The organism is Streptomyces sp. AM25, assembly GCF_058146165.1.
Window position 1 is genome coordinate 401242 of the sequence record NZ_JBKIWN010000009.1, and the last position, 15473, is coordinate 416714.

At 69.1% G+C, this 15473-nt stretch carries 14 protein-coding genes; 12 read left to right on the forward strand and 2 right to left on the reverse strand.

Translation table 11 applies throughout. The annotated features are described in order from the left end of the window. Positions 1 to 38: 38 nt before the first annotated feature. Entirely contained in the window at positions 39 to 1013 is a 975-nt protein-coding gene (locus ACLHRZ_RS14525) for a carbohydrate kinase family protein (protein ID WP_490418813.1), read from the forward strand. A 14-nt stretch (positions 1014 to 1027) separates the two neighbouring features. Here ACLHRZ_RS14525 and ACLHRZ_RS14530 read toward each other — a convergent pair whose 3' ends face one another. Next, positions 1028 to 2410, reverse strand: coding sequence for a cysteine desulfurase/sulfurtransferase TusA family protein (locus ACLHRZ_RS14530; RefSeq protein WP_490418814.1), 1383 nt, complete (start codon positions 2408 to 2410; stop codon positions 1028 to 1030). A 257-nt stretch (positions 2411 to 2667) separates the two neighbouring features. Here ACLHRZ_RS14530 and ctaC point away from each other — a divergent pair, with 257 nt between their 5' ends. The 4 genes from ctaC (at position 2668) to ACLHRZ_RS14550 (ending at position 7127) form a co-directional block, all read left to right on the forward strand. After that, positions 2668 to 3633 carry an aa3-type cytochrome oxidase subunit II gene (gene ctaC, locus ACLHRZ_RS14535; protein WP_490418815.1) on the forward strand — a complete coding sequence of 322 codons (966 nt, stop codon included), beginning with the start codon at positions 2668 to 2670 and terminating at the stop codon, positions 3631 to 3633. Then, positions 3630 to 5351: an aa3-type cytochrome oxidase subunit I gene (gene ctaD, locus ACLHRZ_RS14540; protein WP_490418816.1), complete on the forward strand. Its 1722-nt coding sequence runs from the start codon at positions 3630 to 3632 to the stop codon at positions 5349 to 5351. The genes ctaC and ctaD overlap by 4 nt, the downstream gene beginning before the upstream one ends. Next, positions 5348 to 5746 (forward strand): cytochrome c oxidase subunit 4, encoded by a 399-nt coding sequence (locus ACLHRZ_RS14545; RefSeq protein ID WP_490418817.1) that lies wholly within the window; start codon positions 5348 to 5350, stop codon positions 5744 to 5746. The genes ctaD and ACLHRZ_RS14545 overlap by 4 nt, the downstream gene beginning before the upstream one ends. A gap of 136 nt (positions 5747 to 5882) precedes the next feature. Beyond that, a complete protein-coding gene (locus tag ACLHRZ_RS14550; protein ID WP_490418818.1) occupies positions 5883 to 7127 on the forward strand; it encodes a L,D-transpeptidase in 1245 nt (414 codons plus the stop codon). Between the two features lie 124 nt (positions 7128 to 7251). Here ACLHRZ_RS14550 and ACLHRZ_RS14555 read toward each other — a convergent pair whose 3' ends face one another. Next, positions 7252 to 7659: a hypothetical protein gene (locus ACLHRZ_RS14555; RefSeq protein WP_390777662.1), complete on the reverse strand. Its 408-nt coding sequence runs from the start codon at positions 7657 to 7659 to the stop codon at positions 7252 to 7254. Positions 7660 to 7897: 238 nt separating this feature from the next. On the opposite strand from ACLHRZ_RS14555, the gene ctaE reads away from it, so the two are divergent. The 7 genes from ctaE to idi all read left to right on the forward strand — a co-directional run bounded on the left by ctaE (position 7898) and on the right by idi (position 15412). Further along, entirely contained in the window at positions 7898 to 8518 is a 621-nt protein-coding gene (ctaE, locus tag ACLHRZ_RS14560) for an aa3-type cytochrome oxidase subunit III (RefSeq protein ID WP_336412624.1), read from the forward strand. A 67-nt stretch (positions 8519 to 8585) separates the two neighbouring features. Then, positions 8586 to 9395: a cytochrome bc1 complex diheme cytochrome c subunit gene (gene qcrC, locus ACLHRZ_RS14565; RefSeq protein WP_490418819.1), complete on the forward strand. Its 810-nt coding sequence runs from the start codon at positions 8586 to 8588 to the stop codon at positions 9393 to 9395. Next, a complete protein-coding gene (gene qcrA, locus ACLHRZ_RS14570) occupies positions 9392 to 10444 on the forward strand; it encodes a cytochrome bc1 complex Rieske iron-sulfur subunit (protein WP_490418820.1) in 1053 nt (350 codons plus the stop codon). Before qcrC ends, qcrA begins: the two co-directional genes overlap by 4 nt. Beyond that, the gene (gene qcrB / locus ACLHRZ_RS14575; protein WP_490418821.1) at positions 10441 to 12066 is read left to right on the forward strand and encodes a cytochrome bc1 complex cytochrome b subunit; all 1626 of its coding nucleotides are present in this window, start codon (positions 10441 to 10443) and stop codon (positions 12064 to 12066) included. Before qcrA ends, qcrB begins: the two co-directional genes overlap by 4 nt. Positions 12067 to 12327: 261 nt before the next feature. Further along, positions 12328 to 13509 (forward strand): cytochrome P450, encoded by a 1182-nt coding sequence (locus ACLHRZ_RS14580; RefSeq protein ID WP_490418822.1) that lies wholly within the window; start codon positions 12328 to 12330, stop codon positions 13507 to 13509. A 91-nt stretch (positions 13510 to 13600) separates the two neighbouring features. Continuing rightward, the gene (gene trpD, locus ACLHRZ_RS14585) at positions 13601 to 14668 is read left to right on the forward strand and encodes an anthranilate phosphoribosyltransferase (protein ID WP_490418823.1); all 1068 of its coding nucleotides are present in this window, start codon (positions 13601 to 13603) and stop codon (positions 14666 to 14668) included. A 186-nt stretch (positions 14669 to 14854) separates the two neighbouring features. Beyond that, on the forward strand, positions 14855 to 15412 hold the full coding sequence (idi, locus tag ACLHRZ_RS14590) for an isopentenyl-diphosphate Delta-isomerase (protein ID WP_490418824.1): 558 nt from the start codon (positions 14855 to 14857) through the stop codon (positions 15410 to 15412). Positions 15413 to 15473 lie beyond the last annotated feature (61 nt).

A 15473-nucleotide genomic window follows, 5' to 3' on the forward strand; every position in this document is an offset into this window, starting at 1 on the left:
TCGTTATGTCACCTCGCCCCGCAGGGAGCAGACCCGTCGTGCGTATCGCTGTCACCGGCTCCATCGCCACCGACCATCTGATGACCTTCCCCGGCCGCTTCGCCGACCAGCTCGTGGCGGACCAACTGCACACGGTCTCTCTCTCCTTCCTCGTCGACGAGCTCGACGTCCGCCGCGGCGGCGTGGGCCCCAACATCTGCTTCGGCATGGGCGTCCTGGGCCTGCGCCCGATCCTGGTCGGCGCGGCCGGCGCGGACTTCGCCGACTACCGCGCCTGGCTGGACCGGCACGGCGTGGACACCGACTCCGTCCACATCTCCGAGGTCCTGCACACCGCGCGCTTCGTGTGCACCACGGACACCGACCACAACCAGATCGCGTCCTTCTACACCGGCGCGATGAGCGAGGCCCGGCAGATCGAGCTGCAGCCCGTCGCCGACCGCGTCGGCGGCCTGGACCTGGTGCTGATCGGCGCCGACGACCCCGAGGCGATGCTGCGCCACACCGAGGAGTGCCGCACCCGCGGCATCCCGTTCGCGGCCGACCCCTCGCAGCAGCTGGCCCGGATGGACGGCGACGACATCCGCCAGCTCGTCGAGGGCGCCACGTACCTGTTCACCAACGAGTACGAGAAGGCGCTCATCGAGTCCAAGACGGGCTGGACGGGCGACGAGATCCTCGCCAAGGTCGGCACCCGCGTCACCACCCTGGGCGCGCGCGGCGTGCGCATCGAGACCGCGGACGGCTCGACGGTGGAGGTCGGCTGTGCCCAGGAGGAGGCCAAGGTAGACCCGACCGGCGTGGGCGACGCGTTCCGCGCCGGCTTCCTCGCCGGCCTGACCTGGCAGCTCTCGCAGGAGCGGGCGGCGCAGCTGGGCTGCATGCTGGCGACGCTCGTCATCGAGACGCTGGGCACGCAGGAGTACGAGCTGCGGCGCGGGCACTTCATGGAGCGCTTCACGAAGGCGTACGGCGACACGGCGGCCGCCGAGGTGCGGGCCCACCTGGGCTGAGGCCGGGCGGAACGTCAGGCGCGGCGTCGCACCGTATAGGCGACGCCGCCTTCGACCGGCCGCTCGCCCACGTACTCCTGTCCCCGCATGTCGCACCATGCGGGGACGTCGAGGCGCGCGGCCTCGTCGTCGGAGAGCACGGTCACCAGTCCGCCGACGGGCACGTCGGCAAAGGCCTTGGCCAGCTCGATCACCGGGATCGGGCACCGTTTGCCCAGCGAGTCGACGACCAGTTCCCCTTCCCCGGAAGGGGAACCCGCATCGGCGGCCGGCGCGCCCAGCGCCCCCCGCACCTCCGCGACCACCCCCGGCAGCACCGCCAGGAATCGGTCGACATCCCCCGATGCCGACCCCCGCGGCAGCGACACCCGTACGTTCCCTTCGGTGAGCACCCCCATCGCCCGGAGCACATGACTCGGGGTCAGCGTGCTGGACGTACACGACGAACCGGACGAAACCGAGAAGCCCTCGCGGTCCAGCGCGTGCAGCAGCGCCTCCCCGTCCACGTACAGGCACGAGAACGTGACCAGGTGCGGCAGCCGCCGCGCCGGGTCGCCGACGACCTCCACGTCCGGCACGAGCTCCGGGACCCGGGCCCGGATCCGGTCCACCAATGCCCGCAGCCGTGCGGCCTCTTCGGCCGCCTCCTGGCGGACGGCCCGCAGCGACGCCGCCGCCGCGACGACCGCGGGCAGGTCGGGGAAGCCCGGCGCGCGCCCCGACTCCCGCTCGTCCGCGGGGTGCTGAGGGGCGTACCGCACTCCCTTGCGCGCGGCCAGCAGGCCGACCCCGGACGGGCCGCCCCACTTGTGCGCGCTCGCCGTCAGCAGCGACCAGCCGCCCTCGACCGGGCCCCAGCCCAGCGACTGCGCCGCGTCCACCAGCAGCGGCACCCCCGCCTCCCGGCATGCCTCGGCCGCCTCGGCCACCGGCTGCACCGTCCCCACCTCGTGGTTGGCGGACTGCAGCACCGCCAGCGCGGTGTCCGGCCGCAGCGCCGCCGCGTACGCACCCGCACCCACCCGGCCCGTTCGGTCGACCGCCACTTCGGTGACGGTCCCGCCCGCCGCCTCGTGCGCGGCGGCGGAGTGCAGGACGGCCGAGTGCTCCACGGCGGACACCACCAGGTGCCGCCCGGCCCGGCGCCGCCCGGCGAGGGCCCCGGCAATTCCGTCGTGCAGGGCCCGTGTCCCCGATGGAGTGAAGACCAGTTCGTCCGGGCGGCAGCCGACGGCCTCCGCGGCGGCCTCGCGCGCCGCGTCGAGGAGCAGCCGGGCCCGGCGGCCCTCCCGGTAGAGGCGGGCCGGATCGGCCCATCCCTCGTCGAGGGCGGCCAGCAGCGCCTGGCGTGCGACGGGGTGCAGGGGGGCGGCGGAAGCGGCGTCGAAGTACGGCACGGAGCACACGCTAGCGCGCAGGTCGGACGTTGTGCGGTGGGTGTCTGACGGTCCGCCGGACGAGCCCCGGATCAGCAGATTCCGCCTCTTCGGGGAGTGCCGCGGCGCGTTGGGTACCCTCCCCGCGCGGCCCCAAATAGCGTCCAGTAGGGTTTGGTCCGCATAAACATCCAAACCCCTGCCCGCAGTGGGCCGGCGACCGACCAGCGAGACGGCCGCAGCCGGCCGCACGGGCGAGACTCTCGGGAAGGCGCTACGTGAGTCCCAACGGCTCCGACCGCTCGTCGCGGCGCCCGGTGCGGCGGAAGCTGCTGCAGGCGCTGGCCGCGGGCGCTGTCCTGGCGACCGCCACCGGTTGCACATCAAAGGACTTCCCCCGCCTCGGAATGCCCACTCCCGTCACGGAAGAGGCGCCGCGGATCCTCTCCCTGTGGCAGGGCTCGTGGGCGGCTGCGCTCGCCACGGGCGTACTGGTGTGGGGCCTGATCCTGTGGAGCGTCGTTTTCCACCGGCGCAGCAGGACCAAGGTCGAGGTCCCCGCACAGACCCGGTACAACATGCCCATCGAGGCGCTGTACACCGTGGTCCCGATCATCATCGTGTCGGTGCTCTTCTACTTCACCGCGCGTGACGAGAACAAGCTTCTGACCAACCCCGAGAAGCCGAAGCACGTCATCAACGTGGTGGGCTTCCAGTGGAGCTGGGCGTTCAACTACATGGAGAACGTCGAAGGCCAGCCCGCCGGCCGGCCGCTGCGCGAGGTCAAGGAGCTGGACGCGATTCCGGACCGGTTCCTGAACAAGGCCCCGGCCAACGCGGGCGGTGTCTACGACATCGGCACTCCGGGCACGCGGAATCCGCAGAACAACAACCCCGGCCCCACGATGTGGCTGCCCAAGGGCGAGACGGTGGAGTTCGTTCTCACCTCGCGCGACGTCATCCACTCCTTCTGGGTCGTGCCGTTCCTGATGAAGCAGGACGTCATCCCGGGCCACACCAACAGCTTCACGGTGACCCCCAACCGGGAGGGCACCTTCATGGGCAAGTGCGCCGAGCTCTGCGGCCAGGACCACTCCCGGATGCTCTTCAACGTCAAGGTCGTCTCTCCTGAGCGTTACAGGGCGCACCTGAAGGAGCTCGCGGCCAAGGGCCAGACCGGTTACCAGCCGGCGGGCATCGCGCAGACGGATCACGCGAAGAACGCGGAGACCAAGAACAAGTGAGCATCCTCAACGAACCCCAGGGTGCCGCCGCCGCAACAGCCACGGCAGCACCGCCCGTACGCCAGAAGCAGCCCGGCAATCAGGTGATCAAGTGGCTCACCACCACTGACCACAAGACGATCGGCACGCTCTACCTGGTCACGTCGTTCGCGTTCTTCTGCATCGGCGGCCTGATGGCGCTCCTCATGCGCGCCGAGCTGGCCCGTCCCGGCACGCAGATCATGTCGAACGAGCAGTTCAACCAGGCGTTCACGATGCACGGCACGATCATGCTGCTGATGTTCGCGACGCCGCTGTTCGCCGGATTCGCGAACTGGATCATGCCGCTGCAGATCGGCGCGCCCGACGTGGCGTTCCCGCGGCTGAACATGTTCGCCTACTGGCTCTACCTCTTCGGCTCGCTGATCGCGGTGGCCGGCTTCCTCACCCCGCAGGGTGCGGCCGACTTCGGCTGGTTCGCCTACTCCCCGCTGTCGGACGCGGTCCGCTCGCCGGGCGTCGGCGCCGACATGTGGATCATGGGTCTGGCCTTCTCCGGCTTCGGCACCATCCTCGGCTCGGTCAACTTCATCACCACGATCATCTGCATGCGCGCCCCGGGCATGACGATGTTCCGCATGCCGATCTTCACCTGGAACGTCCTGCTGACCGGTGTCCTGGTCCTGCTGGCCTTCCCGGTGCTGGCCGCCGCGCTGTTCGCCCTGGAGGCGGACCGCAAGTTCGGTGCCCACGTCTTCGACGCGGCAAATGGCGGAGCTTTGCTCTGGCAGCACCTCTTCTGGTTCTTCGGCCATCCAGAGGTGTACATCATCGCCCTGCCGTTCTTCGGCATCATCTCCGAGGTCATCCCGGTCTTCTCGCGCAAGCCGATGTTCGGTTACATCGGCCTGATCGCGGCGACCATCTCGATCGCGGGTCTGTCGGTGACCGTGTGGGCGCACCACATGTACGTCACGGGCGGTGTGCTGCTGCCGTTCTTCTCCTTCATGACCTTCCTGATCGCGGTCCCGACCGGTGTGAAGTTCTTCAACTGGATCGGCACCATGTGGAAGGGCTCGCTGTCCTTCGAGACCCCGATGCTGTGGGCCGTCGGCTTCCTGATCACCTTCACCTTCGGTGGTCTGACCGGCGTCATCCTGGCCTCGCCGCCCATGGACTTCCACGTCTCGGACTCGTACTTCGTGGTGGCGCACTTCCACTACGTGATCTTCGGTACGGTCGTCTTCGCGATGTTCTCCGGCTTCCACTTCTGGTGGCCGAAGTTCACCGGCAAGATGCTGGACGAGCGCCTCGGCAAGATCACCTTCTGGACGCTGTTCGTCGGCTTCCACGGCACCTTCCTCGTGCAGCACTGGCTGGGCGTCGAGGGCATGCCGCGCCGTTACGCGGACTACCTGGCCGCCGACGGCTTCACCACGCTGAACACCATCTCGACCATCAGCTCCTTCCTGCTGGGCCTGTCGATCCTGCCGTTCATGTACAACGTCTGGAAGACCGCCAAGTACGGCAAGAAGGTCGAGGTCGACGACCCGTGGGGTTACGGCCGTTCGCTGGAGTGGGCGACCTCCTGCCCGCCGCCGCGGCACAACTTCCTCACCCTGCCGCGGATCCGTTCCGAATCCCCGGCGTTCGACCTGCACCACCCCGAGATCGCGGCTCTCGAGCTCGAGACCGTGGGTGCCGGGGCCATCGCGGGCGGAAAGGAGTCCGGCAAGTGAAGATCCAAGGCCGGATGTTCATCTGGCTCTCCGTCTTCATCCTCGCCATGGCGATCGTCTATGGCCTGTGGTCGAAGGAAGCCGCCGGTACCACCGCGCTCTTCATGGCCTTCGGCCTGAGCGTGATGATCGGCTACTACCTGGCGTTCACCGCACGCCGGGTGGACGCCGGTGCCCAGGACGACAAGAACGCCGATGTCGCGGACGACGCCGGTGAGCTGGGCTTCTTCGCCCCGCACAGCTGGCAGCCGCTGTCCCTGGCCATCGGTGGCGCGCTCGCCTTCCTGAGCATCTGCTTCGGCTGGTGGCTGATGTTCTTCTCGGCACCGATCATCTTCGTCGGCCTCTTCGGCTGGGTGTTCGAGTTCTACCGCGGCGAGAACCAGAACCAGTAGGTCCGCCGCACGCAGTACCCCCGGGCCCCGCACACCGCCAGGTGTGCGGGGCCCGATTGCGTCCCCGGAGGGGCGGCGCCACCCGTTTGCAGTCACCCCGCGGGCCGTACCCCCCGAATCTTCCTACGGTGTGACCATGAGTCACTCCTCTCGCAGCACGGCGGTTCTCTGCAGCCTCCTGGTGATCACCCTCGCCGCAGGGGGCACCGCGTGCGGCGGCTCGTCCAACCCGCTGGCGGACAAGCCCTACGACGCCACCGGACAGGTGTCCCTCGTCGGCGCCGACGACGGCCGCAAGGCCGACCCCAGCAAGCCGCTGGAGGTCAGGGCCGACGGCAGCGACCGGATCACGGACGTCACCGCGACGGACGCCGCCGGCCGCTACGTGAAGGGCGAACTCGACGCCGAGGGGCTCCACTGGCGCAGCACCGGCGCCCTCGCCGCCGGCGCCCACTACACCGTCAGGATCAGCACCGAGGACGAGGACGGGGCCCAGGGGCGGCGCACGATCGGCTTCGACACCAACCCCGCGGACAAGCTGCTGCGCGTCACGTTCGGCCCGCAGAGCGGCACCTACGGCGTCGGACAGCCCGTCACGGCCGAACTCAGCATGCCCGTCACGGACCCCGGCTCCCGCGCGGTCGTCGAGCGCACCCTGCGGGTCGACTCACAGCCCTCCGTCAAGGGCGCCTGGTACTGGGTGGACAACCGCACCCTGCACTACCGCCCGCAGGAGTACTGGCCCGCCCACGCGGTCGTGAACGTCTCCGCCATGCTCAACGGCATCAAGGTCGGCGGCGGGCTCTACGGCGGCCCCTCCAAGCCCGTGCGGCTCACCATCGGGGACCGGGTGGAGGCCGTCACCGACGCCAGTGCGCACTCCATGACCGTCCTGAAGAACGGCCAGGAGCTCGGCTCCGTCCCCGTGACCACCGGAAAGCCCGGCTACGACACCCGCAACGGGGTCAAGGTGGTCCTGGGCAAGGAATCCTTCGTACGGATGCGCGGCACCAGCATCGGCATCGCCGAGGGCAGCGCCGACTCCTACGACCTGCCCGTCCACTGGGCCACCCGGGTCACCTGGAGCGGCGAGTACGTGCACGCCGCCCCCTGGTCCGAGGGCTCGCAGGGCTGGGACAACGTCAGCCACGGCTGCACCGGCATGAGCACCGACAACGCCAAGTGGTTCTACGACACCGTCCGACTGGGCGACATCGTCAAGGTGGTCGGCAGCGCGGGCGCCACGATGACGCCCTTCGACAACGGCTTCGGCGACTGGAACATGCCGTGGCAGAAGTGGCGCCAGGGCAGCGCGCTGACGGCCGGCAAGCGCGAGGGCACCAGCCCCGCCGACGCGGCCCGGCTGCGGCCCCGCATGTGAGCCCGGGGGCGCCGGGGCTGCCCTGTGGGGCAGTGCGGTTCGGCAGCGCCCGAAGGGGCGCGGGGAACTGCGCGACCAGCCACGACGCACCCGCGGATGACGCACCGGACTTCCAGCGGAGCGCTCAGGCCCCCACGGCCGGCCTGTCGGCCGCGCGCAGCAGGCCCGCCAGGGCGGCGGAGAAGGCCACCGGGTCCACCGGGTGGGTCACCACCGCGTCCGCCCGGCTCCAGGTCGCCAGCCAGGCGTCCTGCGGGCGCCCGATGAGCAGCAGCACGGGCGGGCAGCGGAACACCTCGTCCTTCAGCTGCCGGCACACCCCCATGCCGCCCGCGGGCGCCGTCTCGCCGTCCAGGACGCACACGTCGACCCGGCGCTCCTCCAGCGTCCGCAGCACCGCGGGCAGCGTCGCGCACTCCAGGTACTCCACCTGCGGCACATCGGCCGCGGGGCGCCGCCCGGCGGCCAGCCGCACCTGCTCCCTGGTGCTCGCGTCGTCGCTGTAGACCAGCACCGTGGCAGTGGGCTGCATTCGTTCCTCCAGGCGTGTGAGAGCACAGCATGTGGACGTTCGCTGGGCCGGATGCTACTCCGCGCGAGAGGCCCGGGAGGAGGGTTCGGGCACGGCTGATGACGGTGCGTCGGGCCTGCCGGAAGGACCGCTTCCTCCCTTCGGGGGACCACGGAACTGGGCCGTACGAGCTGGGCATACGCCCTTGACACACCGAACGGCACCCCCCGGAGTGAGCGCGAGATAAGCGACCGACATAATGTCGGTCGTGGCGACAGCAACAGCAGTAGATACCGGGCACGCGCACCCCTCGGTCAACCGGCCGAACCTCACCAGCGTCGGAACCATCATCTGGCTGAGTTCCGAGCTGATGTTCTTCGCGGCCCTCTTCGCGATGTACTTCACCCTCCGATCGGTGACCGGAACCGACCACTGGAAGGAGATGGCGTCGCACCTGAACGTTCCGTTCTCGGCGACGAACACCACGATCCTGGTGCTCTCCTCCCTCACCTGCCAGCTCGGCGTCTTCGCTGCTGAACGCGGCGACGTGAAGAAGCTGCGCACGTGGTTCGCGATCACCTTCGTGATGGGTGCCATCTTCATCGGCGGCCAGATCTTCGAGTACACCGACCTGGTCAAGGAGGACGGCCTCTCGCTCTCCTCTGACCCGTACGGCTCGGTGTTCTACCTGACGACCGGCTTCCACGGCCTGCACGTGACGGGCGGTCTCATCGCCTTCCTGCTGGTCCTGGGCAGGACGTACGCGGCCAAGAGGTTCACCCACCACCAGGCGACGGCGGCGATCGTCGTGTCCTACTACTGGCACTTCGTCGACGTGGTCTGGATCGGCCTCTTCGCCACGATCTACTTGATCAAGTAATCGGTCCTGTCCTGCACCGGACCACAGTCCAGCAACGAAGCAGAAGATCCTGACACCGGGGTAATCCGTGAAAAAGCTCTCCGCACGACGACGCCATCCGCTGGCGGCGGTCGTCGTCCTACTCTTCGCGCTGGCGGTAACTGGGGGGCTGTACGCCGCGTTCGCGCCGGCGGACAAGGCCAAGGCCGATGACACCGCCCAGTCCCTCGCCATCGAGGAGGGCAAGAAGCTCTATTCCGTGGGCTGCGCAAGCTGCCACGGCACCGGCGGTCAGGGCACCACCGACGGGCCGAGCCTGGTCGGCGTGGGCTCCGCGGCCGTCGACTTCCAGGTCGCCACCGGCCGCATGCCGCTCCAGCAGCAGGGCGCCCAGGCGCCCCGCAAGAAGGCGATCTACTCGCAGGCCGAGATCGACCAGCTCGCCGCGTACATCGCCTCCCTCGGCGCGGGGCCGGTCGCCCCGACGAAGAGCCAGTACAGCCCTGACGGCGCCGACATCGCCAAGGGCGGGGAGCTCTTCCGTACGAACTGCGCCCAGTGCCACAACTTCACGGGCAAGGGCGGCGCACTGTCGAACGGCAAGTACGCCCCCAGCCTTGAGAACGTCAACCCGAAGCACATCTACGAGGCCATGCAGACCGGCCCGCAGAACATGCCTTCCTTCCCCGACACGACGATGTCGGAGCAGAACAAGAAGGACATCGTCGCGTACCTGGGCACGGTCAACAGCAGCAAGTCGGAGAGCCCCGGCGGCCTCGAACTGGGCGGGTTCGGCCCGGTCAGTGAGGGTCTGTTCGCGTGGGTCTTCGGTCTGGGCGCGCTGGTTGCCGTGGCCATCTGGGTCGCTGCCCGGACCGCAAAGGCCAAGAAGTCATGAGTAGCCAAGAGATTCCAGAAGAGAACCTGCCGAGCACGCAGGGCGAAGCGCACGCCGGTGCCGTAGCCACCGCCGACCCGTTCGCCGACCCGGGGCTGCCGCCGCACGAGCACCGCATCCAGGACATCGACGAGCGGGCCGCCAAGCGGTCCGAGCGCGTGGTCGCGATGCTGTTCGTGCTGTCCATGCTGGCCACGGTCGGCTTCATCGCCTCGTACGTCACCCTGCCGGTCGACAAGAACGTCTACGTCTTCCCGATCGGTCACATCAGCGCGCTGAACTTCGCGCTGGGCCTGACCCTGGGCGTGGCGCTGTTCTGCATCGGCGCGGGCGCGGTCCACTGGGCCCGCACCCTGATGTCCGACGTCGAGGTCGCCGACGACCGGCACCCGATCGAGGCCTCTCCCGAGGTCAAGGCCAAGGTCATGGCCGACTTCCGGGAGGGCGCGAAGGAGTCGGCGCTCGGCCGCCGCAAGCTGATCCGCAACACCATGTTCGGCGCGCTGGCGCTGTTCCCGCTCTCCGGCGTGGTGCTGCTCCGCGACCTCGGTCCGCTGCCGGGCACCAAGCTCCGCAAGACCGCCTGGTCGCAGGGCAAGATGCTGATCAACCAGAACACCATGCAGCCGCTGCGTCCCGAGGACATCCAGGTCGGCTCGCTCACCTTCGCCATGCCCGAGGGCATGAAGGAGGAGGACGAGGACTTCCAGAACGAGATCGCCAAGGCCGCCCTGATGATCGTCCGGCTCCGTCCGGAGAACATCAAGGACAAGCGTGAGCTCGACTGGTCGCACGAGGGCATCGTCGCGTTCTCCAAGATCTGCACGCACGTCGGCTGCCCGATCAGCCTCTACGAGCAGCAGACCCACCACGTGCTGTGCCCCTGCCACCAGTCCACGTTCGACCTCTCCGACGGCGGACGCGTGATCTTCGGCCCGGCCGGCCACGCCCTTCCGCAGCTGCGGATCAAGGTCAACGACAAGGGCTACCTGGAGGCCATGGGCGACTTCTCCGAGCCCGTCGGTCCTGCCTACTGGGAGCGCGGATGAGTACTGCAACGGACAACCGGCGCAAGGCGCCTGCCGGCGAGCGGGTCGCCGACTGGGCCGACGGCCGGCTGGGGATCTACTCCCTGGCCAAGGCCAACATGCGCAAGATCTTCCCGGACCACTGGTCCTTCATGCTGGGCGAGGTCTGCCTCTACAGCTTCCTGATCATCATCCTCACGGGTGTGTATCTGACGCTGTTCTTCCACCCGAGCATGAACGAGGTCGTCTACCACGGCTCGTACGTCCCCATGCAGGGCATGCGGATGTCCGAGGCGTACAAGTCGACGCTCGACATCAGCTTCGACGTCCGCGGCGGTCTGCTCCTCCGGCAGATCCACCACTGGGCGGCGCTGGTCTTCCTCGCGGCCATGATGCTGCACATGATGCGCGTCTTCTTCACGGGCGCGTTCCGCAAGCCGCGCGAGGTCAACTGGCTGTTCGGCTTCCTGCTGCTGGTGCTGGGCACCTTCACCGGCTTCACCGGCTACGGCCTGCCGGACGACCTGCTCTCGGGCACCGGTATCCGCATCGCGCAGGGTCTGATCCTGTCCATCCCGCTGGTCGGGACGTACATCTCGATGTTCCTGTTCGGCGGCGAGTTCCCCGGGCACGACTTCGTGGCCCGGTTCTACTCGATCCACATCCTGCTGCTGCCGGGCATCATGCTCGGTCTGGTCGTCGCCCACCTGATCCTGGTCGTCTACCACAAGCACACGCAGTACCCGGGTCCGGGCCGGACCGAGAAGAACGTCGTCGGCATGCCGCTGATGCCGGTCTACATGGCCAAGGCCGGAGGCTTCTTCTTCCTGGTCTTCGGTGTCATCGCGGCCATCGCCGCGATCGCCACCATCAACCCGGTCTGGGCGATGGGCCCGTACCGGCCCGACCAGGTCTCCACCAACGCCCAGCCCGACTGGTACCTGGGCATGTCCGAAGGCATCTTCCGGGCCATGCCCGGCTGGGAGATCAACATCGCGGGCCACACCCTGGTCCTGGGTGTGTTCATCCCGCTGCTGATCTTCGGCCTGGTGCTGACGGCCATGGCGGTCTACCCCTTCCTCGAGTCGTGGGTGACCGGTGACAAGCGCGAGCACCACCTGCTCGACCGGCCGCGCAACGCCCCGACGCGTACCGCGTTCGGCGTCGCCTGGCTGGTGATGTACGGCGTCGGGCTGGTCAACGGCGGCAACGACCTGTGGGCGACGCACTTCCACCTCTCGGTGAACAGCGTCACCTGGTTCGTCCGGATCACGTTCTTCACGGCTCCGATCGTCGCCTTCATCGTCACGCGCCGGATCTGCCTGGGTCTTCAGCGCCGCGACCGGGACAAGGTGCTGCACGGACGCGAGTCCGGCATCATCAAGCGCCTGCCGCACGGTGAGTTCGTCGAGGTCCACGAGCCGCTCTCGCAGGACCAGCTCTTCACGCTCACCTCGCACGAGCAGCCGAAGCCGCTGGAGCTGGAGCCGGAGGTCGACGAGAACGGTGTGACCCGCAAGGCGGGTGCCTCGCAGCGCCTGCGCGCGAAGCTCTCGAAGGGCTTCTACGGTGAGGGGACGCACATCCCCAAGGCCACTGCCGAGGAGTTCGAGGAGATCACCAGCGGCCACGGCCACCACTGATCCGCTGTACAGCTGACAACGCCACGACGAGGGGCCCGCGGGAATTTCCCGCGGGCCCCTCGTGCATGCGCAGGGACGAACTTCCCTGTCAAGCCGTGCGGTTGAACAGGAAAACCTTGATCCCCTCCCCGGGTGCAATTAGTGTGGCCGGTGCCACCAGCTCAATTGCTGAAGGGAAATCGGGGAATGCTGACCACGGACCGGAATGCTGAATTCCCATTCGATCCCACCGATCCGGCCTTTCGGGCCGATCCATATCCGGTGTACCGCGAACTGAGGGAAAACCACCCGGCGGTGCGGGGGCCGCTGGGCGCCTGGGCGGTGAGCCGTTACGAGGATTGCGATCTGCTGCTCCGCGACCGGCGCATGGGCAAGGACCTCGGGAATTCCGAATACTTCGCCCGAGTCGCCGGCGACACCGATGCGGAAGAGGCGCCGTTCCTCGGGCTCGGCATCGACGGCTGGGACGCGCAGCTCTTCAAGCTGCTGGACCCGCCGGACCACACCAGGCTGCGCGCCCTGGTCTCCCAGGCGTTCACGCCCGCGGTCATCGACGGCCTGAAGGACTCCACCGCGGCCATCGTGGACGAGCTCCTCGGCGAACTCCCGGACCGGTTCGACGTCATGCAGCGGCTCGGTGCGCCGCTGCCCATCCGGGTGCTCGGCGACATGCTGAGCATCCCGCGCGAGGACCACGAGATCTTCGTCCAGTGGTCCACCGAGATCGCCCACATCCTGGAGCTGGGCGCCGAGCCCTCCGAGGACGTGGCCATCCGCTGCCAGAAGGCCGTCGCGGAGTGCACCGCGTACTTCGTCGAGCTGCTGGAGAAGCGCGCCTCCGCCGACGGCGACGACCTGCTCTCCCAGCTGGCCCGCGCCCGCGACCTGGCCGACGGCGGGCTGACGCTGCACCAGATCGCCGCTGTCTGCGTGCTCCTGGTCGTCCCCGGCCTGGACACCTTCTCCAACCTGATAGGCAACGCCGCCGTGCTCTTCGCCCGGCACCCGGAGATCCTGCCGCAGCTGGCCGCCGAGCCGGAGTCGGCGGACGCGGTGCTCGACGAGATCCTGCGCCTGGAGCCGCCGACCCACGCCTCCTGGCGGGTCGCCCTGGAGCCCGTCGAGCTGCACGGGCAGACCATCGAGCCCGGTGACGTGGTCCTGCTGCTGATCGCCGCGGCCAACCGGGACGAGCGGGCCTTCGGCTCCCCGGAGGACTTCGCCCCCGGCGGGAACAGCCGCAAGCACCTGTCGTTCGGCCGCGGCATCCACTACTGCGCCGGAGACCTGCTGTCCCGGCTGATGGCCAAGGAGGCCTTCAAGGGCCTGGCCCAGCGCGTCTCCGCGCTGTCCCTCGTGGACGAGCAGGTCGACTACAAGCCGGGCATCTGGCTGCGCGGCCCGTCCCGGCTGCCGGTCGTCGTGGAGCACCGGGCCGGCTGACCGCCTCCGCAGGCCCCCCGGCCGTTCCCGGGGGGCCTGCGGACGCCGATAGGGTGGGGCCCAAGGCCCGTCGCACTCAGGAGCGTGGAGTATGAACACCGTTCCCCCCGCCGGCTCTCCCGCCGAAGGCATCTTGCAGAGCTGGCCGGACGTTCTGAGCGCGCTGCTGGCCGGGCAGGACCTGAGCACGGACACCACCGCGTGGGCCATGGACCGCATCATGCGCGGCGAGGCGACGAACGCGCAGATCGCGGGCTTCGCGGTGGCGCTGCGGGCCAAGGGCGAGACGGTCGGTGAGATCGCCGGCCTGGTGCGCACGATGTACGAGCACGCCAACCTGATCGAGGTGCCCGGGCCCACCGTCGACATCGTCGGCACCGGCGGCGACCGGGCGAAGACGGTCAACATCTCCACGATGTCGGCCATTGTCGTGGCCGGCACCGGCGCCCGCGTCGTCAAGCACGGCAACCGCGCCTCCTCCAGCGCCTCCGGTGCCTCGGACGTGCTGGAGAAGCTGGGCGTCAACCTCGAACTCAGCCCGCAGCGGGTGCAGGAGGTGGCCGCCGAGGCGGGCATCACCTTCTGCTTCGCCGTGAAGTTCCACCCGGCGCTGCGTTACGTGGCCGCCGCCCGCAAGGAGCTGGGCATCCCCACCTCCTTCAACTTCCTCGGCCCGCTGACCAACCCGGCCCGGGTCAGGGCCCAGGCCACCGGCGTCGCCGACGCCCGGATGGCGCCCATCATCGCCGGGGTGCTCGCCGAACGCGGCTCGTCCGCCCTGGTCTTCCGGGGGGACGACGGCCTGGACGAGCTGACCACCACGGGCACGTCCACGGTGTGGACCGTGCGCGACGGCGAGGTACGGCGCTCGTCCTTCGACCCGCGGGACGTGGGCATCGGACTGGTGCCGATCGAGGCGCTGAAGGGCGCGGACGCCTCGTACAACGCGGATGTGGCCCGTCGGCTGCTGAACGGCGAGCAGGGACCCGTGCGGGATGCCGTGCTGCTCAACTCGGCGGCGGCGCTGGCCGCGCTGGAGCCCTCGGACGCCCCGCTGGCCGAGCAGATCGCCGCCGGGATGGCCAAGGCCGCGAAGTCGATCGACTCGGGCGCGGCCAAGGCCGCCCTCGACCGCTGGGTGGCCGCCAGCACGTCCTGAACCGCGCCGTCCTTTTTCTCCGGGCCCGGTAAAGGGAATGGGCCCGGGGGAAACCGGTCACGGCCGTCGAATTGCTGTTACGATCACTTTGCTGTTTTGAGTTGTCGCGCACCATTCGGCGTCGTCGGTGCCCACCTCTAACGACGCCCGTACAACGCTGTATTCGGCCGACGCAAAGGTTCGACTGTGACACTTCCGGAAATCAGCCCCATTCTGCTGGAACTGGTCAATTCCGACGGGGAGACCATCGGTACCGAGGAAAAGCTGGCGGCGCATCAGGCCCCGGGAAAACTGCACCGGGCCTTCTCGGTCTTTCTCTTCGACGGTGAGGGCCGCATGCTGCTCCAGCAGCGGGCGCTCACGAAGTACCACTCGCCGGGCGTCTGGTCCAACACCTGCTGCGGCCACCCCTATCCGGGCGAGGCCCCCGAGGCGGCGGCCGCCCGGCGCACGCAGGAGGAGCTCGGGCTGACCGGGATCACCCTCGTCCCGGCCGGCACGGTGACCTACAACCACCCGGACGAGATCTCCGGCCTGGTGGAGCAGGAGTACAACCACCTGTTCGTCGGCACGGTCGCCCAGGCGTGCGAGCCCGACCCCGAGGAGGTGCACGACACCCGCTTCGTCACCCAGGACGAACTCAAGGCCCTGCAGGCCGAGAAGGCCTTCTCGGCCTGGTTCCCCACGGTGATGGACGCGGCGCTGCCGGGCATCCGGAAGATCGCCCCCTCCGGCGGCTGGTGAACCGGCCGCACCCACGCGCACGGACGGCCTCCGCCGGCCCGGGCCCCGTCGAGCGGGGTCC